Below are 19,360 nucleotides of genomic sequence, written 5' to 3'. Positions count from 1 at the left end.
AGGATCAATGACGTTAGGCAAGGGACTGCTGGCAGCGGTCCTGGCAGGCACGCTGGGTATGGGCGCGACAACGGGAACCGGCACGGCCGACGCGGGCCAGGCACGTCCCGGTCAGCCGCGCTCCGGCCCGGCGGGCAGCGTGACGCTGCTCACGGGCGACCGGGTCGTGGTCACGGGCAGGAGTTTCCGGGTGGAGCCGGGCGCGGCCCGGGAGGTGCACTTCTCCTCCGGCTACCGAGACGGGCACCTGTACGTCGTCCCGTCCGACGCCGCGCCCCTGGTCGCCCAGGGGGTGCTGGACGAGCGGCTGTTCGACGTCACCCAGTTGCTCGCCTGGCGCTACGGCGACGCGGACACGCCCGACATCCCGCTGATCACCCAGTCGCCGCAGGGAAGCGCCCCCGCGCTGCGCGGCGCGGCCACCACCCGGCGGCTGGCCGCCCTCGACATGACGGCCCAGCGGGTGGCCAAGAAAAGCGCGGGCGAGACGTGGCGGAGCCTGCTCGGCGGGGCGTCCACACTGGCCGCGGGCAAGGGCAGGATCTGGCTCGACGGCCGGCGTTCGTACACCCTGGACCGCAGCACCAGGCAGATCGGCGCGACCGAGGCGTGGCAGCGTGGTCTCACCGGACAGGGCGTCACGGTCGCCGTGCTCGACAGCGGGTACGACCCCACGCATCCCGACCTGAAGGACGTGGTCACCCAGTCGCGGAACTTCTCCGACGAGCCTGACATGACTGATCGACTCGGGCACGGCACGCACGTCACCTCGATCATCGCCGGCGCCGGCGAGAAGTACCGCGGCGTGGCGCCGGGAGCCCGCATCGCCTTCGGCAAGCTGGGCACGCAGATCAGCGACTCCACGATCCTGGCCGGGATGGAGTGGGCCGCCACGGAGGTCAAGGCCAAGATCGTCAACATGAGTTTCGGCGGCCCCGACGAAGCCGGCCTCGACCCGATCGAGCAGGCGGTGAACACCCTGTCGCAGGCCACGGGCACCCTGTTCGTGGCGGCCGCGGGCAACGAGGGCGAGCAGAGCGCGGGCAGCGTGAGCAGCCCCGGCAGCGCGGACGCCGCGCTGACCGTCGGCGCGGTGGACCGCTCCGACCAGGTGGCCGACTTCTCCAGCACGGGCCCGCGTATCGGCGACCATGCGGTCAAGCCGGACATCACCGCCCCCGGCGTGGACATCGTGGCCGCCGCCGCGGCGGGCACCGCCGACGGAACCCACGTGGCGATGAGCGGCACGTCGATGGCCAGTCCGCACGTGGCGGGAGCGGCGGCCATCCTCGCCCAGCGCCATCCCGACTGGAGTGGGCAGCAGCTCAAGGCGGCGCTCGTCGGCAGTGCCCGGCCGACCGACGGCGCCACGCCGTACCAGCAGGGCACCGGGCGGGTGGACGTGCTCCGCTCGCTGGCCCAGGAGGTGATCGCCACTCCCACCGGCGTGTGGGCCGCCTTCCCCTGGGACCAGCCGGGCGAGCGGCGGGCCACCGGGAAGATCACCTACAGCAACGCCGGGGCCACGCCCGTCACCCTGGACCTCGCGGCCGGCTCCGACGTGCTCACGCTGTCGCCGCAACGGCTGGAGGTGCCCGCGGGCGGGCAGGCGTCGGTCACGGTGACGATCAACGCCGAGGGCAAGGGCCCCGGCGACCATCCGGGCATCGTCACCGCCACGGCCGGTGACACGGTGGTCCGCACCCCGGCCGGTGCCTATGTGGAGCCGGAGTCCCATGACGTCACGGTGACCGTCCAGGACAGGAACGGGGCCGCCACCGAGTACGTGCAGGGCGTCGTCTACGACCAGGCGACCGGCGCGCCGCGCAACCTCGTCTTCCACGGCGGCACGGCCAGGATCAGGCTGCCGAAGGGACGCTGGAACCTCTACACCGAGATCCTCGGGAGGGCGGAGCACAGCTTGACGCTCGCGCACCGGCCGTTCGAGGTCGGCGACGCCGACGTGTCGCTGACGGTCGACGGCCGCCAGGCGAAGCGGATCACGTTCACGGTGGACGACCCCACCGCCGTCCCCGCTTCCGGATTCGCCCTCTCCGTGGCCAACGGGGCCTGGTGGACCGCGATGAGCGCGTTCGGCTACTCCGGCGGCTTCTACGTCGTCCCGGTGCGGCAGCCGGGGCTCACCTACCTGGCCCAGACAACCTGGACCAAGAAGGACACGACGCCCAGCCCGTACCGCTACGACCTCGTCGACCACAGGACGGACGGCTTCCCCGACGCCCCCGGGTACGCCGCGCGGACCCGGGACCTGGTCAAGGCGACCGAGACCTACCGCTCGACCGTCCCGGGCGCCACCGGCACGCTGATCACGGCGGCGGTGCCGCCCGGCGACGCCCCCTCGCCAGGAATGGGCGTCTGGGACGGCATCCCGCTGCCGAGCAGCGTGACAAGGTACCTCACCCCGGGATTCGCGTGGAACGACGAGTTCATCACGGGCGGCCTGACCGAGCTCGGCACCGGCCCGGTGCGCGACAGGAACTTCACCCAGGTCTGGAACGCCGCGGTGACCGGCCCCTCGTTCGCCGCCACCGGCGGCAGCCGGGCTGGCGACACCCTGGCCTTCCCCGCCCACGGGCTGTACAGCAGCGGAGTCGCCGGACGTACCGGCATGGACGCGACCGCGACCGGCACCCTCACCCTGACCGGGAACGGCAAGCAGATCGCCACGACCGGCATCACCGGCTGCCTGCCCTACCCCGGCGCGGAGTGCACGCTCACCGCCACGTTGCCGCAGGCCGACACCGCCTACACCCTGACCGCCTCCACCCGGCGATCGGAGGCGGAGCTGTCCACGGGCGTCGACGCCGTCTGGACCTTCCGCTCGGCCCGTATGGCGAAGCCCGAGCCGCTGCCGCTGATGGCCGTGCGCTACGCGCCCCAGGGCCTCGGTGACGCCAACCGCGCCAGGCCGGGATCACGGACCACCGTCCCGATCCAGGTCGAACGCGCTCCCGGCGCCGCCACGGCGGCGGTCTCCTCGATCAAGCTGGAGGCGTCCGCCGACGACGGCAGGACGTGGCGACCGGTGCACGTCCGGGCGAGCCGATCGGGCTGGACGGCGCGGCTGGACAACCCCGCCACCGCGGGGTACGTCTCGCTGCGCGCGACCGTCACCGACAAGGCGGGCAACGGCGTCACCCAGACCGTGACCCGCGCCTACGCCGTGGGCTGACCCGTACGGCCGATGAGCTGAATCACGACTCGTCCGCCCCCGGGCCTTCCAGCCCGGGGGCGGACGGCTTCAGCTCTTCACCGCGGGAAGCTGGTCCGTCCACTCGGTGGTCACGGAGATGAATTGGGCGCTGAACGCCAGGTCGCCGTCGTCGACGAGGATGAGGTTGGCGCGGACCACCCGGGCCTCCTCGGGATCGATGACCAGTTCGATGTCCGTGTCGCCATCGGGGTCGGGAATGCGCAGATGCTGACCGCCCTCGACCGCGCCCGCGTTCTCCACCCCCGGTGTCGCGGCGAGCGCGCGGAACGCCGCCGAGCGGACCTCCCCGGGCGCCGGCAGGTCCGTGATCAGCGCGAGCAGGGTGAGGGTGGGATCGCCGCGCATCTCGGACGCGGACATGTCCCTCTCCTGGCCCTTGCGCGCGACGAGCGACGCCTTCAGCGCCTCGGGGTCCGTCGGCAGCCCTTCGAGCTCCTCGAAGCTCACCTTGGCGCCCTTGAGCCTGAGCGTCTTCCCCTCCGGCGCCTGGATGACGGCGCCGGCGGGATCCCCCGGCACGGCCCTGGTCCAGCGCTTGCCGTCGCGCCTGGTCCAGCTCTCTATCGGCGGGGCGTCCGACGAGAGCCACCGGCGCGTGACGTGCCAGTACGTCCCGGAGCCCTGGGGCGTACGTTCCGCGCGGACGGCGGCCATGAGCAGGACCTCCTTGCCCGTGACCGGTGCGCCGTCGTTCGTGGGCGCCCCCGTGGCGAACACGACCGCGGCGACGGCACCGGCGGCGGCCAGGGCCACTCCCGGGACGAACCAGCCGACGCGCCGGCGCGCCCGGCCCGCCAGCACCCTGCGCTCCAGACGCTCCCTGCCGCGCGCGACCGCCCCGGCGGACGGCTCAGGCTCGTCCAGCAAGGCGGCGATCTCTTCCACGTCATGCATGAGGGGTCTCCTTGTCGGTGAGGGCGTGGATCTTGGCACGGGCCCGGCTGAGCCGTGAGCCCACCGTGCCGAGGGAAATGCCGAGCGCCTGGGCGATCTCGAGGTAGCTGAGCTGGCCCAGCGCCAGGAGCAGCAGCACGTCACGCTCGCCGCCGTTCAGCGAGGCGAGCGCCATGGCCAGGTACGGCTGCGCGGTCGCGGCGGTGACGACCCGGTTCTCGTGCCCCTCCACGACCGGCACGGGGTCGAGCCGGGCCAGCGTCCGGTACCGGCGGGCCTCCTTGTGGCGGTGCCGGGCCACCAGGTTGGTGGCGATGCCGAGCAACCAGGGCCGCAGAGCACCTTTTTCCAGCGCAAAGCGGTCACGCCGGTCGAACGCCAGCAGAAACGTCTCGGCCGCGATGTCCTCGGCCACTTGGGCGCCCAGGCGTCCCGCCACGTACCGGTAGACGTCATGGAAATACCGGTCATACACGGCGGTGAACAGCTCGGGGTTCCGCCGGTACCCGGCGACGAGGTCGGCGTCGGTCACCTGCTCGCCCACGTCGGCGGTCATGTGCCCGTCTCCGTCATGAGTGTGCCTTCCGGTGGGTGATCATTACTTTCACCCATCCTTCGCGGCGCACGCGCCTTTTCTTCCCGCGCGCCGGAAGGCGGCCACTCACCAGGACCGGGCTAGCGCGGGTCCTCCCACACGAAGCCGTGCTCGAACGTCTGCTCGGCCAGCGCCTTCTGCCCGGCGAGGTTGGGATGGAAGAAGTCCCACTTGCTGACGTGGTCGAGCGTGAACGGGAAGGAGAAGATCGCCCCCTCGTCGGTGTCGCACGAGGGCCCCATCGCCTCGCACGCCAGCGCCGCCTCCCTGTTGTAGGCCATCACCCGCGCCCGCACCCGGGCCCGCCGCTCGACGTCGGCCTTCTTCACCGAGGCCGGGTCGGCCAGCATGGTCTGGCAGATCTTCCCGACGGTCCAGAACGTACGGGCCAGCGGATTGCCCTTGCCGACCTGCCACAACCGCCGCAGGTCGGGCACGCTGGCGATGAACACCCTGGCCTGCGGCATGCCGGCACGCAGGGCCGACAGCGCGGCGTCCATGCGCCGGCGGTAGAGCGCGACCGGCGTCATCTCCCGCTCGGTGCGCTTGCACGCGTCCTGGGCGCCTATGAGGATCGTCACATAATCGGCCTTCGCCGCGATCGCCTGGTTGACCTGGCCGAGCAGGTCGGCGCTCGTCGAGCCGGGCACCGCGAAGTTCTCCCGGTGGAGCGTTCCAGCCAGGCCCCGCAGCCGGAGGTAGTGACTGTCCACCTGCGCGTTGTCGCCGGCCGCCCAGGAACGGGCCGCGCAGGAGACGTACCAGCCGCACGAGTTGAAGCCGGTGGAGATCGAGTCGCCCAGCGCCGCCATCGTCTCAGGGACGGGCTGAGCTGCGGCGACGGCCTGCGCGGGGCCCGAAGCGGCCAGGACGAGGACGGCGGTGACGACAGGGGACAGACGACCGATCATGGCCCCAAAGGTAGGGAGTCGATCAAGGACGCACCATGTCCTTCAGGCGAGGTCTGCCATTTCAGGACCGTCTTCCTATCGCCGCTTGACAGTGCGTCCGCGAGGTGGGCGCCCTCAATGAACGTCAAGATCCGGTTATTTCCTGGCTCGTGGGCAGTAACACCGCATTCACGGGGGTCCGAGTCGAACGTGTTCAGTTCCCGCATAGAGTGTCTTGAGTGAGTGTCGCGCTCGGAACAACCCGCCCGCTACCGGTTCGCACCACCCCTGTCGGCGACCCCGGTGACCTGCTGGCATCCCTCCCGAAGACGGCGCCCTACGCCTGGATCAGGAACGGCGAGGGCCTGGTGGGATGGGGCCAGGCCGCCCGCGTCGCCGTGCCGCCGGGCCCCGGCCGCTTCGCCTGGGCCCGCGAGTGGCTGCGCACCGTCCTCGGCGACGCGCCCGCCGACGACGCCGGGCGCGCCCCCGGCTCCGGCTCCGGCCCCGTCGCCTTCGGCAGCTTCACCTTCGACGAGGACGCCCCCGGGTCCGTGCTCGTCGTCCCCCGCGCCGTGCTCGCCCGCCGCGGCGGCCGCGCCTGGCTGACCACCGTCGGCGAGGCCCCGCTGGAGACGTTCAGCCCCATCCGCGAGCCCGGCCGCATCAGCTACGGCGACGGCAGCCTCACCGCCCCCCAATGGGAGCACGTCGTCGCCCGGGCCGCCCGCCGCATCCGCGACGGCGAACTGGAGAAGGTCGTGCTCGCCCGCGACCTGCTCGCCACCGCCGAGCACCCCATCGACGTGCGCCTGCTGCTGACCCGGCTGGCCCGGCGCTACCCCGAGTGCTACACCTTCTCCGTGGCCGGCCTCGTCGGCGCCACCCCCGAGCTGCTCATCCGCCGCACCGGGCAGGAGATCGAGTCCCTCGTCCTGGCCGGCACCACCGCCCGCGGCACCGGCCCGGCCGACGACGTCGCCCGCGGCGCCGCGCTGTTCGCCTCCCAGAAGGACCGCCACGAGCACGAGTGCGCCATCGCCTCCGTGCGCCAGACCCTCGCCCCCCTCTGCTCCTCCCTGCACACCCCCGACGAGCCCGAACTCCTCGTGCTGCCCAACGTCCAGCACCTGGCCAGCCACGTCACCGGGCGGCTGGCCGACGGCGCGTCCGTCCTCGACGTGGTGGCCGCCATGCACCCCACCGCCGCCGTCGGCGGCACCCCGACCGACACCGCCATCAAGGTCATCCGCGAGCTGGAGGGCATGGACCGCGCCGGCTACGCGGGCCCGGTCGGCTGGATCGACGCCCACGGCGACGGCGAATGGGGCATCGCCCTGCGCTCGGGGCTGATCGAGGGCAACCGCGCCCGGCTGTTCGCCGGCGGCGGCATCATGGGCAACTCCGACCCGGCCGCCGAGCTGGCCGAGGCCCAGGCCAAGTTCCGCGTCATGCAGTACGCCCTGGAGGGCTGAGCGGCCTCAGCCGGGCACGTGCACGCCCTCGCCCACCTCCACGCGGGCCCGGCCGGCCGTCAGCGCGGCCACCCACTCGCCGAACGCCGCCACCTCGTCCTCCCCCACCGCCACCGAGAACGTCACCCCGGCCGCATAGGTCACCTCGCGCAGCGCGTAGCGGGAGGCGCGCAGGTCGTTCTCCACCCGGCCGGCCTGGTCGTGGGCCACCGAGACGCTCACCAGCCTGGCCGGCACCATCCGCACCGGCTCCACCAGGTCAAGCGTCTCGGTCACCGCTCCCCCGTAGGCGCGCACCAGCCCGCCCGCGCCCAGCAGGACGCCGCCGAAATAGCGCGTGACCACCGCGACCACGTCGTTGAACCCCCGGCCGAGCAGCGCCTGGACCATCGGCGTGCCCGCCGTGCCGCCGGGCTCGCCGTCGTCGTCGCCCTTCTGCAGCCGCCCGCCGATCACGTACGCGGTGCAGTTGTGGGTGGCGCCGGCGTGCTCGCGGCGGCGGGCGGCGATGAAGGCGGCGGCCTCTTCGACGGTACGGGCGGGGGCCAGCGCGCAGACGAACCGGGAGCGGCGCACCTCGGTCTCGTGCTCGACGCCGGTCGCGAGGGTGAGGTACGACTGGGACACGCCCGCCAGGCTACCGCCTTTACGTTGTAGATTTTTGAGTGGGTTCATCGGGTTGAGCGCGATGCACGGGAGGCGTCCCGTCCCTGTGCAGGACGCCCATGATCGCGGCGCCGCCGCGCGCGTACGGTGCGGCGCATGACCTATCGCGTCGCCATGGACATCGGCGGCACCTTCACCGACGTCGTCTGCTACGACGAGCGCACGGGTGCCGTCACCGCCTCGAAGGCGCCTACCACGCCGGGGGACCTGGCCGAAGGCGTGTTCGCCGCGCTCGGCCGGGTCGTGGACGACCCCGCGGCCATCTCCTTCTTCGTGCACGGCACCACGCAGGGGCTGAACGCCCTGCTGGAGCGCAAGGGCGCGCGGGTGCTGCTGCTGGCGAGCCGGGGCGCCGGGGACGTCTACCGGATCGCCCGCGGCAACCGCGACCGCATGTTCGACCTGCGTTACCGCAAGCCGTCGCCGCTCGTGCCGCGCCAGGACGTCATGGAGGCCGGCGGCCGCCTCGACCACCGGGGCCGCGAGCTGGAGCCCCTCGACGAGGAGGCGGTGCGGCGGGCCGCGCGGCGCGCCCGCGAGGAGGGCTTCGACGCCGTCGCCGTGTGCCTGCTGTTCTCCTTCGCCGACCCCGCGCACGAGCTGCGCGCGGGCGAGATCCTGCGGGCCGAGCTGGGCGAGGACGTGCTCGTGGTGCTCTCGCACGAGGTCGCGCGGGAGTGGCGCGAGTACGAGCGCACCTCTTCGGCGGTGCTGGAGGCCTACACCGGGCCGGTCGTGCGCGGGTACCTGGCCAGGATCGAGCGGCGCTTCGCCGAGCGCGGCCTGTCGGTGCCGGTGCACGTGATGCAGTCGTCGGGCGGGCTGGTCAACGCCTCGTACGCGATGCGGCGGCCGTTGCAGACGCTGCTGTCGGGGCCGGTCGGCGGCACGATGGGCGGCGTCGCCGCGGCCCGCATGCTGGGCCGGGAGAACGCGATCTGCGTGGACATGGGCGGCACCTCCTTCGACGTCTCGCTCGTGGTGAACGGGCGGCCCGACGTCAGCGCCGAGGCCCGCATCGAGGGCCACCCGGTGCTCATGCCCATCGTGAACCTGCACACCATCGGCGCGGGCGGCGGCTCGATCGCCTACGCCGAGGCGGGCGCGCTGCGCGTCGGCCCGGAGTCGGCCGGGGCCGTGCCGGGCCCGGCCTGCTACGGCCGGGGCGGCACCCGGCCCACCGTGACCGACGCGAACGTGGTGCTCGGCCGGGTGGACCCGGCCTGGTTCGCGGGCGGGCTGATGACGCTGGACGAGGAGGCGGCCGGCGCGGCCGTGGTCACGCTGGCGCGGGAGCTGGACCTGGACCCGCTGCGGCTGGCCGAGGGCGTCTGCGACGTGGCCAACGCCAAGATGGCCCAGGCCATCCGCACGCTGACGGTCGAGCACGGGGTGGAGCCGCGGGAGTTCGCGCTGGTCGCCTTCGGCGGCGCGGGCGCGATGCACGCCGTCTTCATCGCCCGCGAGCTGGGCATCTCCGAGGTGGTCGTGCCGCGGTTCCCGGGGGCGTTCTCGGCCTGGGGCATGCTGGAGGCCGACGTGCGGCGGGACCTGACGCACCCGTACTTCCGGCCGCAGGACACGCTCGACGGCGACGACATGTCGGGGCATCTGGCGACCTTGGAGCGGGAGGCGCTGGAGGCGCTGGCCGGGCAGGGCGTCCCGGAGGAGCGCCGCCGCGTCGAGCACGCCGTGGACATGCGCTACGAGGGCCAGGACTACACGCTCACCGTCCCGCTGCGCGACGCCGCCGAGCCGGGCGAGCCGGGCTTCCTCGCCGCGGTCGCGGCCCGCTACGCCGAGGCGCACACCAGCCGGTACGGCCACGCCACCCCCGAGGCGCCGGTCGAGTTCGTCATGCTGCGCAGCACCGGGTTCGGCTCGTTCCCGCGCGCCGCCGCCGGGGCCGCCGAGCCGCGCGAGGAGACGGCAGGGAACGTCCGGGACGTGATCTTCGACGGGGTGGTGCACCGCACGCCCGTGTTGCGGCGGGCGGGCCTGTCCGGCTCGTTCGCCGGGCCCGCGATCGTGGTCGAGGAGACCGCGACCACGGTCATCCCGCCGGGCTGCCTGGCGGCCGTCGACGACAACGGTTTCCTCATCGTGAAGGTGGACGTCCAGTGATCGACCCAGTCACCACCGAGATCATCCGATGTGCTCTGCTGCAGGCGGCCGAGGACATGAACACCACGCTGATCCGCAGCTCGTACACGCCGGTGATCTACGAGGCCAAGGACTGCGCGGTGGCGCTGCTCGACCGCGACCACAACGTGCTGGGGCAGTCGTCCGGCCTGCCGATCTTCCTGGGCAACCTGGAGGTGTGCACCCGCGAGACCGAGCGCATGTACGGCCGCGAGGTGTGGCAGGAGGGCGACGTGTGGGTGCTGAACGACTCCTACGTCGGCGGCACCCACCTCAACGACGTCACCGTCTACGGCCCGATCTTCGCCGGCGGCGAGCTGGCCGGGTTCGCCGCCTCGCGCGCCCACTGGCTGGACGTCGGCTCCAAGGACCCGGGCGGCTCGATGGACTCCACCTCGATCTTCCAGGAGGGCCTGCGGCTGGGCCCGGTGAAGGTGTACGCGGGCGGGCGGCCGTGCCGCGACCTGCACGAGGTGATCGCCCGCAACGTGCGCTTCCCGCACGCCACGCTCGGCGACATGCGGGCCCAGGTGAGCTGCGCGATGACCGGCCAGCGACGGCTGCAGGAGATCGTCTCGCGCTGGGGCCTGGAGACGGTCATGGCCGCCCGGGACGAGATCTTCGCCCAGACCGAGCGCATGGAGCGCCAGGCCATCGCCGCGATCCCCGACGGCGTGTACGAGGCGTCCGGCTTCCTCGACAACGACGGCATCGACCTGGCCACGCCGCTGCCGGTGAACGTGCGGGTCACGGTGTCGGGCGAGTCGATGCACGTGGACCTGACCGACTGCGCCGACCAGGCCCGCGGGCCGGTCAACTGCGGCGCGGCGCAGGCCGTGGCGGCGGTGCGGGTGGGGTACAAGCTGCTGGTGTCGGGGGACGTGCCGCTGAACGGCGGCTCCTTCCGCCCGCTGAGCGTCGGGACCCGGCCGGGCTCGATGCTGGCCGCGCGGTCGCCGGCCGCCTGCCAGTACTACTACTCCCACCTGGGGCTGCTCATCGACCTGGTGGTCAAGGCGCTGGCCCCGGCGCTGCCGGGCAGGGCGGCGGCGGCCTCGTACGGGGACTCGATGATCGTGCAGTTCACCGGGACGGACCCGCGTACCGGGAAGTTGTACGTCTCCCAGGAGGCCACGGTCGGCGGCTGGGGGGCGTGGGAGGGCGGCGACGGCGAGTCCTGCCTGATCAACAACGTCAACGGCTCGCTGCGGGACATGCCGATCGAGGTGCTGGAGACGCTGTTCCCGGTCCGGGTGCGCCGCTACGAGATGCGTCCGGACACCGGCGGCGCCGGTCAGTGGCGCGGCGGCAACGGCGTGGTGCGGGAGTACGAGTTCTGCGGCGACACCTCGTTGTCGTTGTGGTTCGAGCGTTCGGTCACGCCCGCGTGGGGCCTGGCCGGCGGCGCGGCGGGCGCTCCCCCACGGGTGACGCTCAATCCGGGCACGGCGGGCGAGCGCCGGATGCTCAAGGTCAACGCCCTGCCGGTGTCGGCCGGTGACGTGCTGCGCTGCGAGTCCGGCGGAGGCGGCGGCTACGGCCCGGCCGACCGGCGCTCCCCCTTGGCGCGGGCGGCCGACCTGGCCGAGGGCATGATCACGAACTGATCCGCATTCGACCGAAAATCGCACGGATTGTTCTCCGGTCTGTGAAGATGATCGACAACGCGGGGGCACGCGAAGCCTGGGGAGGCTGTGTCCCCGTCATGACCATCTTCACGAGGGGACTCTCATGACTGCGTTACGAACGCGCCTGCTCGCGGGCTCGGCCGCGCTCGCCGCCGGCCTGGCCGGCGTCGCCGTGCTGACGCCGGCCGCGCCCGCCTCGGCCGCCAGGGTGGAGGCCGCCTGCTCCGACGCCCCCGGCGACGCCGCGGCGATCCAGGCCGCCATCGACTCCTCCAAGGACGGCGACGAGATCGTCATCACGGGGCCGTGCCTGATCAACGCCACGATCAGCCTGGCCGACCGGCGCACCTACCGGGGCGACGCCAAGGCCGGCACGGTGCTCAAGCAGGCCGACGGCGCCGACCTGCCCGCCGTGCTGGCCTCCAAGGGCTGGCTGGAGGACACCGAGTTCAGCGGCGAGAGCGTGCGGGTCGAGCGGCTGACCATCGACGGCAACCGCGACCACAACACCGGCACGGTCGGCCTGCTGCTGCGCTCGTGGAACACCCGGGTCTACGACGTGGACATCTACGGCACGCCGTCCGACGGCATCCGCATCAGCAACCCGTCCAGGAACGGCACGGCGCTGCGCAACACCATGGTCAACAGCGTCATCAGCGACGTCTACATCGAAGGCGCCGCCGAGGCCGGGATCCGCGTCGTCGACCCCGGCAACTCCGTCACCGACTGGACGCTGCAGCGCTCCTGGATCGGCTTCAGCGGCACCAGCGCCATCCAGAGCGACAACGCGGCCGGCTGGACGATGAGCGGCCTGCACCTGTACGGGACGCCGAAGAACGCCATCGACGCCCACCGCTGCTTCGGCACCTCGATCCAGGACAACTACATCGAGGACTTCGGCGCCGAGGGCACGGCGGGCCAGACGTACTACGGCATCCGCTGCGACCTGCAGGGCGATGCCGCCACCACGATCACCGGCAACCGCGTGCACAAGTTCCTGCCGCCGCCGAACGCGCTGGCCGAGCTGCGCAAGGCCCGCCAGAGCGGTGCGGCGCCGCCCGAGCGCAAGATCGCCGCGACCGGCCCGCTCCCGGACGGCGTGGACTTCGTCTACCTGGCGCTGGACGCGGTCAACTACGGCGCGGGCCACGCCGCGATCACCGGCAACACCGTCGTCGGCCACGGCACCAAGCGCGAGACCGGCATCCTGCTGGCCAAGGGCGAGGGCGAGTCGATGTCGATCGCCTCTTCGGGCAACCTCCTCGACGGCGTCGGGAAGCGGCGCAAGGTCGGCGCGGGCGTCCACCTCACCAGGGGCTACTGACCCGGCGACGCCGCCCCCGGCTCAGCGCAGCAGCACGTGGCAGGCGAGCTGCAGCGCCAGGCGGGTGGCGGCGTCGTCCAGGTCGAAGCCGGCGGCCTTGATGCGGTCCAGGCGGGTGGTGACCGTGTTGCGGTGCACGCCCAGGCGTTCGGCGGCCTTGAGCGCGCCGCCCTCGTCCAGGACGGCGGCCAGCGTCACCAGCAGCGTGCCGTCCTTGTCGACGGCCAGCAGCGGCTGGAGCACGACGGTCGCCGGCGCGCGCAGCACCCCCGCCGGGAGCGCGCCGAGCAGCTCGGCCGGTCCCATCCGGTCGGCGCGGGCCACCGTGCCCGCGCCGGCCACGAACGCCGCCGCCTCGGCGCCGAGCAGCGACTCCCCCACCGCCTCCAGCCCCTCCACCGCCGCGCCCACCCCGGCCGCGCACGGCCAGGGCATGCCGTGCACGCAGCGCCGCAGGTGCTCGGCGAGCTCCCCGGGCGGCTCCGGCGACCACCCGGCCCAGCCCTCGCCGCGCCGCAGCACCGGCACCTGGCCCAGCGCCGCGGTGACCAGCGCCTGCACCAGCGGTCCGTCGTCGGCCAGCGCCCCCATCGGGCGGACGTGGTAGGCGGTCAGCGTGCCGCGCACCCCCCATCCCAGCGCCACGGCCTCGGCCGGGGCGCCTTCCAGCCAGATGCCGCCGTCGCCGGCCGGTTCGTGGGCCGGCCGGCCCGCCGCGAGCAGCCGCCGGGCCAGCGCCGACTGCAGCGCGAAGTCGCGCGAGGCGCGCAGGCGCTCCTGGGCCGCCCACGCCGCCAGCGGGGCCACCGCCAGGCCCAGCACGGTCCGCACCACCGCGGGCCAGCCGGGTGAGCGGGACGTGCCGGCCGCCACCAGCGTCCCGAGCGCCGGACCCTCCTGGCCGGGCACCTCGACCTCGGCCGCCCACCGGGACCCCGGCGGCCGGGCCGGCTCGTGCTCGCCCGGCGCGCGGGTGGCGCTCTGGCGGCCGGCGACGTGCAGGCCGTACCGGTCGAGGAAGGCCACCGACGTGCCGGGCAGCTCGGCGTTGAGCACCCCGAGCACCCGCCGCGCCGAGGGACCCGCGTCGGCCAGCCGGGTCGCGCAGCGGGCGACGAGCTGCGTGCGGGCCGCCTCCGGCCTGGAGGCCGCCGAGGCCACCCGGACGGCGACGATCAGCGGGTCCTCGTCCACGAAGATCAGGGTGACGCCGAGCCGTTCGGCCAGCACCTCGCCCGACCCGGCGCTCAGGCCGCCCGACGGCGCGATCACGCAGGCCGCCGCCTGCTCCCAGGCCCGGCGCATGGCCATCTCGACCGCCCAGCCGCCGCCCGCCGCCGCGCCGATCAGCACGACCGCCGTGTGCGGCGTCACCGCGCCGAACACCGACAGGTCGTCCACGATGCGGACCTGGTGCACGGGGTTGTCGCCGCCGCCGTACATCCTGGCCCCGGCCAGCGGGCCGGTGTTGACCAGCTCCGCCACCGTGACCGGCGCCTCCCAGCCGGGCTCGCGCAGGCCGCTCACGGCGACCCCGCCCGCTGCTCGAACGGGATCCCGAACGCCCGCAGCCCGCCCAGCGCGAGCCCCGCGTCCGTGTGCCAGACCGGCGCGGCCTTGACCACCATGACCTCCACCTCCATGCCGGGCGCCGCCTTGTCGACGTCCACGACCAGGCCGTCGGCGGACGAGATCATGCAGATCTGGTCCGGCGCCATCGCCACCGGCGCCCCGTCGGCCAGGGCGAGCACGATCTCGTTGTGCGCCTCCAGCCGGACGAGCCTGCGCAGGCCGCCCGTCTCCTGCACCACGATGCTGGAGGGCAGCGAGGGCATGGCCACGTCGGCGCCGTGCCCCGTGCTGCCCTCGACGGCCAGGATGCGGCCCGCGCACAGCGTGCGCACCCCGTACGGGGCGGCCGCCGAGCGCGGCGCGCCGGGTACCCCGGCCGCCAGCAGCAGGCTGACCGTGCCCGGCACCAGCACCCGGGCCAGGTCCCGCGCCGCCATCGGGTAGCAGGCGGCCACCGCCCACCCGCCCACCGCCAGCACGACGGGACGCAGCAGCTCCTCCACCCGGCCGCCCGCGGTCTCCAGCAGCACCAGCTCCCCCGACGCCCCGGCCAGCGCCAGCGGGGACGCGCTCAGCCCGCCCAGCGTGTACGTCGTCTGCTCCACCAGCGGGAACACCCGGCCCGTCCCGTCGCCGTCGACCAGCGGCACGCCCAGGGCCGCCGCGGCGACCAGCGGGATCAGCGCGTTCTCGGCCGCCAGGTTGAGCGCCGCCACGGCTCCGGCCCGCTCCCCCAGCCGCCGCTCCAGCGCCCGCACCGCCCGTACGGGCTCGTCGCCCGCGGGCAGCTGCTCGCCCAGCGCGGTCGTGGAGCCGACCAGGCTGACCACCATGCACAACGTCCCCGGGTCCAGCTCGTGCGCGGCGGCCAGCTCGACGCCGTCGCCGAGCACCGACTCCGCCCAGGCGAGGGTGAGGCCGTAGGAGGACTCGCCCGCGCCCGTGGCGAACAGCCGCGACCCCGCCGAGAAGCGGCGCAGCTCTTCGGGGCCGACGAGCCGGGTCACGGCGTCGCGCCTTCGGCCGTGACCCGCACCCGGTAGAAGCCGTCGGGCAGGTAGGACAGCGGGTTGACGGTGGTCTCGGCGATCCGGGCGAAGCCGGGTGCGGCGCCGGCGCTGACCACGCGGGTCAGGGCCTCGTCCCTGGCGTCCTGCAGCGCCCGGTCCAGCTCGGCCCGGCCGCGGGCCTGCACGATGCGCTCCACCTGGGCCTCGGGACGGGCGAGCGCCGCGCCGTAGGCCGCGGCCAGCAGGTCCTCGCCCGCGGACTCGATCACCTGGAACGGCGCCGGGACGTCCGCCGTGGCCAGGGCGGCCCGGCCGCGGCGCAGGCTGGTCGTCCCGCCGCGGTCGCAGGCTCGCGGGAACCTGCGGAAGTAGTGCGCCGACACCAGGCCGCTGCCGGTGCGGGCGAAGAACACCGGCACCCCGGGCAGCTCCCGCGCCACCCGGTCGGCGATCCGGCCCGCCTCGGGGCCGAGCGCCGCGTTCCGGATCGCGTGCGCCTCGCGTTCCCGCAGGCCGGGGCGGCCGAACTCGTACGACAGCGTGATCCTGGCCGCGGGCACCTCGGCGGCGATGATCGCGGCCACCGCCAGCTCGTGGTCGGCCAGCATCGGCGAGCCGGTCGCCGTCACCGCGAAGTCGATCAGGCCGCAGCCGGCGGCGAACTCGCGTACCGCGCCGGTGTCCAGCGGCGCCAGCGGGCGGCCGGTCAGGCTGTGCCCGCCGCGCACGATCGTCGCCACTCCAGGGTCGGCCACCGGCCGCAGCACCGGCGGGCACGGCCCGCCGACGCGGATCGCGGCCACCGGCGCGCGGGGTATCCCGTCGAGGTCGACCGCCACGCAGGCGCGCACGGCCTGCGACGGCGGCGCGCCGTCGCCGACGGCCACCACCGCCGGCGACGGCCCGTCCAGCGCGACGCCGAGGATCACTCCAGCTCGCGCCCTTCGGTCTCGGGCAGCGGCATCGCCAGCAGCGCCGTGGCCACCATGAACGCGTTGATCACCAGCATCGTCGCGGTGAAGCCGGTGGCGTGCGCCAGCAGCGCGCCCACCGCCGACGGCGCGACCGTGGTGGCCACGAGCTGGGAGGCCGTGGCCCAGGAGTAGCCGGTGCCGCGCAGGGCGGTCGGGTAGAACTCGCCGTTCCAGGTGTTCCAGACGCCCCACGCGCCCAGGCTGAAGAACGACAGGACGAAGTTGCCCAGGTACAGGCCGGTCAGGGTGCTCGCGGTGGCGAACCACAGGCCGCCCAGCACGGCGGCGACCACGTAGAACAGGAAGACCTTCTTGCGGCCGAACCGGCCGGTCAGCAGGGACGCGCTCACGTAACCGGGGATCATCATCAGCGCGCTGAGCGCGGCGAAGCCGAGCGAGGCCGACAGCGACAGGCCCTTGGCCTGCAGCAGCGTCGGCAGCCAGGTCTGCAGCCCCCAGTAGCCCCAGTTGAAGACGAAGTTGAGCAGCAGCATGAGCACGGTGATCCGGGCCAGCCGGCCGCGGAACAGATCCATGGGGTGGCCGGCGCGCGCGCTCGCCACCGTTCCGGCGATCGTGAACGTGGCCTCGGCGTCGGGGCTGCCCAGGACGCGCAGCACGGCCCGCGCCTCCTCCTGCCGCCCGCGGGCGGCCAGCCAGTACGGCGACTCGGGCACCCACGCCCTGATCGCGAACGCCCACAGCCCGGCCGCCGCGCTGGCGATGACCACGACGTGCCAGCCGAGCCCGCCGAGCGTCACCGAGGCGGCGATGGCCGCCAGCATGCCGATGGGCCAGCCGATCGACAGGTAGACCGCGGCCCGGCCCCGGTGCCTGGTCGGCAGCAGTTCCAGGAAGAGCGGGAAGGTGATCGTGTAGACCCCGGCCAGCGCGAGCCCGGAGCAGACGCGCAGCGCGACCAGGGTCGCCATGTTCGGCGCGAACGCCGAGGCGAGCGCGATCACGCCGTAGGCCAGCAGCGACCAGAACGCGGTCGGCCGGCGCCCGACGCGGTCGGCGAGCGGCCCCCAGACCAGCACGCCGGGGATCATGCCGAACGCCACCGCCGACAGCACGACGCCGATCCCGGCCTCGTCGATGCCGAACGCCGGCCCGAGGTCGCCGGAGACGTAGACCAGGGCGAGCTGCTCCCAGGACTCGATGACGAAGGCGATGAACAGGGCGAGCGCGATGAGCACGTGCCGGCGGGAGAACGGCATCCGGTCGAACGCCGCCCCGATGGGGAGCGTCGGTGCGTCGGTGGCGGTCATGCAAGCTCCTCGGAGGGGGGCGCGAAGTATTGCCGCACCATAGGGCCGTCCCCCTTCCGCCTCGGTGTGCGCGACGCCCGGCCGGGGCCGGCCCGGCTGTGCGCGGCGCACTGCCGGGTCACTGCCGGGTCACTGCCGGGGTTCCTGCCGGGCCCCCGCGTGGCGCGCCCGCGCCCGGTCAGGCCGTCAGGGCGTGTCCGCGCGCTCGTCGTCCGTGTGTGGCCTGGTGCACGAGCTGAGCGTGTTCTCGTGCACGTGGACGATCTTCCACTCGCCGTCCACCAGGCGCAGCACGCTGGTCGTCCGGACGAGTTCGGGGTCGCCGTGCTCGAAGTCCACCTGCAGCAGGTACCGGGCCAGGGCGGTGTCGCCCCACACGTCCACGATCTCGTCGATGGCCCGGACGGAGGTCTCCGCCGGGCCGTCCGACGGCCGCGCGTCGCGCACTCTTTCGAGCTGCCGCCTGCTGGTGATCAGGCCGGGCTCGGCGGAGTCCCAGATCGTGGCCTCCAGGTGGAGGAGCCGGTCGATGCCCTGCCTGTCGCCTCGCGCGTAGGCGTCGTACATGCCGGTAATAACGGCCCAGACAGCGTCGCGTGCCACGCTTCCGTACTCCTTTGTCTTGGTGGAGAAATATGGTTCTTTCTCACCGTATGGGCAGCGTGGAACGCAGGCGTCTTTACGTTGTAGATCAGGTGTTCAGCCACTCGCGCAACTTGGCGACCGCCAGGCTCATGGCGGCCTTGTTGGCGTTGGTGTCGCGCAGCAGGTCCACCATGGCGAAGTCGTGCACCATCCCCGCCAGCTCGACCGCCGTGACGTCGTTGCCCACCTCCCGCAGCCGGGCCGCGTACGCCTCGCCCTCGTCCCGCAGGACGTCGGCCTGGCCGTTCAGCACCAGGGCCGGCGGCAGGCCGCGCAGTTCCTGGTCGCTCGCGCGCAGCGGCGAGGCGTGGCTCTCCGCGCGCTGCGCCGGATCTGTCGTGTACTGGTCCCAGAACCACTTCATGCCGTCCCGGTTGAGGTAGTAGCCCGTGGCGAACTGCTTGTAGGACTCGGTGTCGAAGTTCGCGTCCGTGACGGGGTAGAACAGCACCTGGCCGAGCAGCCGCACGTCACCGCGCTCCTTGGCCATGAGCGTGAGCACGATCGACATGTTGCCGCCCACTGAGTCCCCGGCCACGGCCATGCGGGAGGGGTCCAGGCCCTTCTCCGCGCCGTGCTCGGCCACCCACTGGGCGGCGGCGTAGTTCTGCTCGATCTGCGTGGGGTACTTCGCCTCGGGCGCGCGGTCGTACTCGGGGAAGACGACGGCGGCGCCGGTCCGCACGGCCAGCTCGCGCACGAGCCGGTCGTGCGTGTGCGCCGAGCCGAACACCCAGCCCGCGCCGTGGATGTAGAAGATGACCGGCAGCGTGCCCGTGGCGCCCTTGGGCTTGACGATGCGCACCGGCACGATGCCCGTCGGGCCGCCCTGGACCTGGATCCACTCCTCGTCGATCTCCGGCTTGGGCACGCCCGGATCGGACTGCAGCTTCTCCAGGACCTCGCGGCCCTGCTCGGGCGGCAGCTCGTAGATGAAGGGCCGCTTGGCGTTGGCGTCGGCGAACTCCTGCGCCGCCTTCTCCAGCACGATCTGCTTGCTGATCATCGTCGTCACGGTGGCCGCCCCCGGGTCGTCAGT

The 19,360-nt window shown here is 73.6% G+C and carries 15 protein-coding genes; 5 read left to right on the top strand and 10 right to left on the bottom strand.

What is annotated here, in order from left to right:
• Positions 1 to 7 precede the first annotated feature (7 nt).
• Complete coding sequence (locus AB0J46_RS45895; protein ID WP_364341869.1) at positions 8 to 3,193, top strand: S8 family serine peptidase; 3,186 nt, start codon at positions 8 to 10, stop codon at positions 3,191 to 3,193.
• Positions 3,194 to 3,262: 69 nt separating this feature from the next.
• Here the strand turns inward: AB0J46_RS45895 and AB0J46_RS45890 are convergent, their stop codons facing one another.
• From AB0J46_RS45890 to AB0J46_RS45880, 3 genes are all read right to left on the bottom strand, one after another.
• Positions 3,263 to 4,129: a CU044_5270 family protein gene (locus AB0J46_RS45890; protein ID WP_364341867.1), complete on the bottom strand. Its 867-nt coding sequence runs from the start codon at positions 4,127 to 4,129 to the stop codon at positions 3,263 to 3,265.
• A complete protein-coding gene (locus AB0J46_RS45885) occupies positions 4,122 to 4,685 on the bottom strand; it encodes an RNA polymerase sigma factor (protein ID WP_364341865.1) in 564 nt (187 codons plus the stop codon). Before AB0J46_RS45885 ends, AB0J46_RS45890 begins: the two co-directional genes overlap by 8 nt.
• 119 nt (positions 4,686 to 4,804) lie before the next feature.
• The gene (locus AB0J46_RS45880) at positions 4,805 to 5,635 is read right to left on the bottom strand and encodes an SGNH/GDSL hydrolase family protein (protein ID WP_364341863.1); all 831 of its coding nucleotides are present in this window, start codon (positions 5,633 to 5,635) and stop codon (positions 4,805 to 4,807) included.
• 218 nt (positions 5,636 to 5,853) lie between these two features.
• On the opposite strand from AB0J46_RS45880, the gene AB0J46_RS45875 reads away from it, so the two are divergent.
• Positions 5,854 to 7,089, top strand: coding sequence for an isochorismate synthase (locus tag AB0J46_RS45875; protein ID WP_352329030.1), 1,236 nt, complete (start codon positions 5,854 to 5,856; stop codon positions 7,087 to 7,089).
• Between the two features lie 6 nt (positions 7,090 to 7,095).
• On the opposite strand, the gene AB0J46_RS45870 is transcribed toward AB0J46_RS45875, so the two are convergent.
• Positions 7,096 to 7,716, bottom strand: coding sequence for a YigZ family protein (locus tag AB0J46_RS45870; protein WP_364341861.1), 621 nt, complete (start codon positions 7,714 to 7,716; stop codon positions 7,096 to 7,098).
• A 135-nt stretch (positions 7,717 to 7,851) separates the two neighbouring features.
• Here AB0J46_RS45870 and AB0J46_RS45865 point away from each other — a divergent pair, with 135 nt between their 5' ends.
• The 3 genes from AB0J46_RS45865 (at position 7,852) to AB0J46_RS45855 (ending at position 12,849) form a co-directional block, all read left to right on the top strand.
• The gene (locus AB0J46_RS45865) at positions 7,852 to 9,879 is read left to right on the top strand and encodes a hydantoinase/oxoprolinase family protein (protein WP_364341859.1); all 2,028 of its coding nucleotides are present in this window, start codon (positions 7,852 to 7,854) and stop codon (positions 9,877 to 9,879) included.
• The gene (locus AB0J46_RS45860; RefSeq protein ID WP_364341857.1) at positions 9,876 to 11,504 is read left to right on the top strand and encodes a hydantoinase B/oxoprolinase family protein; all 1,629 of its coding nucleotides are present in this window, start codon (positions 9,876 to 9,878) and stop codon (positions 11,502 to 11,504) included. The genes AB0J46_RS45865 and AB0J46_RS45860 overlap by 4 nt, the downstream gene beginning before the upstream one ends.
• Before the next feature lie 124 nt (positions 11,505 to 11,628).
• Positions 11,629 to 12,849, top strand: coding sequence for a right-handed parallel beta-helix repeat-containing protein (locus tag AB0J46_RS45855; protein ID WP_364341855.1), 1,221 nt, complete (start codon positions 11,629 to 11,631; stop codon positions 12,847 to 12,849).
• 21 nt (positions 12,850 to 12,870) lie between these two features.
• Here AB0J46_RS45855 and AB0J46_RS45850 read toward each other — a convergent pair whose 3' ends face one another.
• The 6 genes from AB0J46_RS45850 to AB0J46_RS45825 form a co-directional block, all read right to left on the bottom strand.
• On the bottom strand, positions 12,871 to 14,376 hold the full coding sequence (locus AB0J46_RS45850) for a helix-turn-helix domain-containing protein (protein WP_364341853.1): 1,506 nt from the start codon (positions 14,374 to 14,376) through the stop codon (positions 12,871 to 12,873).
• The gene (locus tag AB0J46_RS45845; protein ID WP_364341851.1) at positions 14,373 to 15,428 is read right to left on the bottom strand and encodes a DUF917 domain-containing protein; all 1,056 of its coding nucleotides are present in this window, start codon (positions 15,426 to 15,428) and stop codon (positions 14,373 to 14,375) included. The genes AB0J46_RS45850 and AB0J46_RS45845 overlap by 4 nt, the downstream gene beginning before the upstream one ends.
• Positions 15,425 to 16,360: a hypothetical protein gene (locus AB0J46_RS45840; protein ID WP_364341849.1), complete on the bottom strand. Its 936-nt coding sequence runs from the start codon at positions 16,358 to 16,360 to the stop codon at positions 15,425 to 15,427. Before AB0J46_RS45840 ends, AB0J46_RS45845 begins: the two co-directional genes overlap by 4 nt.
• Positions 16,357 to 17,676, bottom strand: a complete 1,320-nt coding sequence (locus AB0J46_RS45835; RefSeq protein WP_364341847.1) for an MFS transporter — start codon at positions 17,674 to 17,676, stop codon at positions 16,357 to 16,359. Before AB0J46_RS45835 ends, AB0J46_RS45840 begins: the two co-directional genes overlap by 4 nt.
• A gap of 186 nt (positions 17,677 to 17,862) precedes the next feature.
• Entirely contained in the window at positions 17,863 to 18,279 is a 417-nt protein-coding gene (locus AB0J46_RS45830) for a nuclear transport factor 2 family protein (protein ID WP_364341845.1), read from the bottom strand.
• An 88-nt stretch (positions 18,280 to 18,367) separates the two neighbouring features.
• Positions 18,368 to 19,327: an alpha/beta hydrolase gene (locus AB0J46_RS45825; RefSeq protein WP_364341936.1), complete on the bottom strand. Its 960-nt coding sequence runs from the start codon at positions 19,325 to 19,327 to the stop codon at positions 18,368 to 18,370.
• Between the last annotated feature and the right edge of the window lie 33 nt (positions 19,328 to 19,360).

The organism is Nonomuraea sp. NPDC049758 (assembly GCF_040674635.1).
Taxonomy (GTDB): domain Bacteria; phylum Actinomycetota; class Actinomycetes; order Streptosporangiales; family Streptosporangiaceae; genus Nonomuraea.
This window is presented reverse-complemented; position numbering and strand designations above follow the sequence as displayed.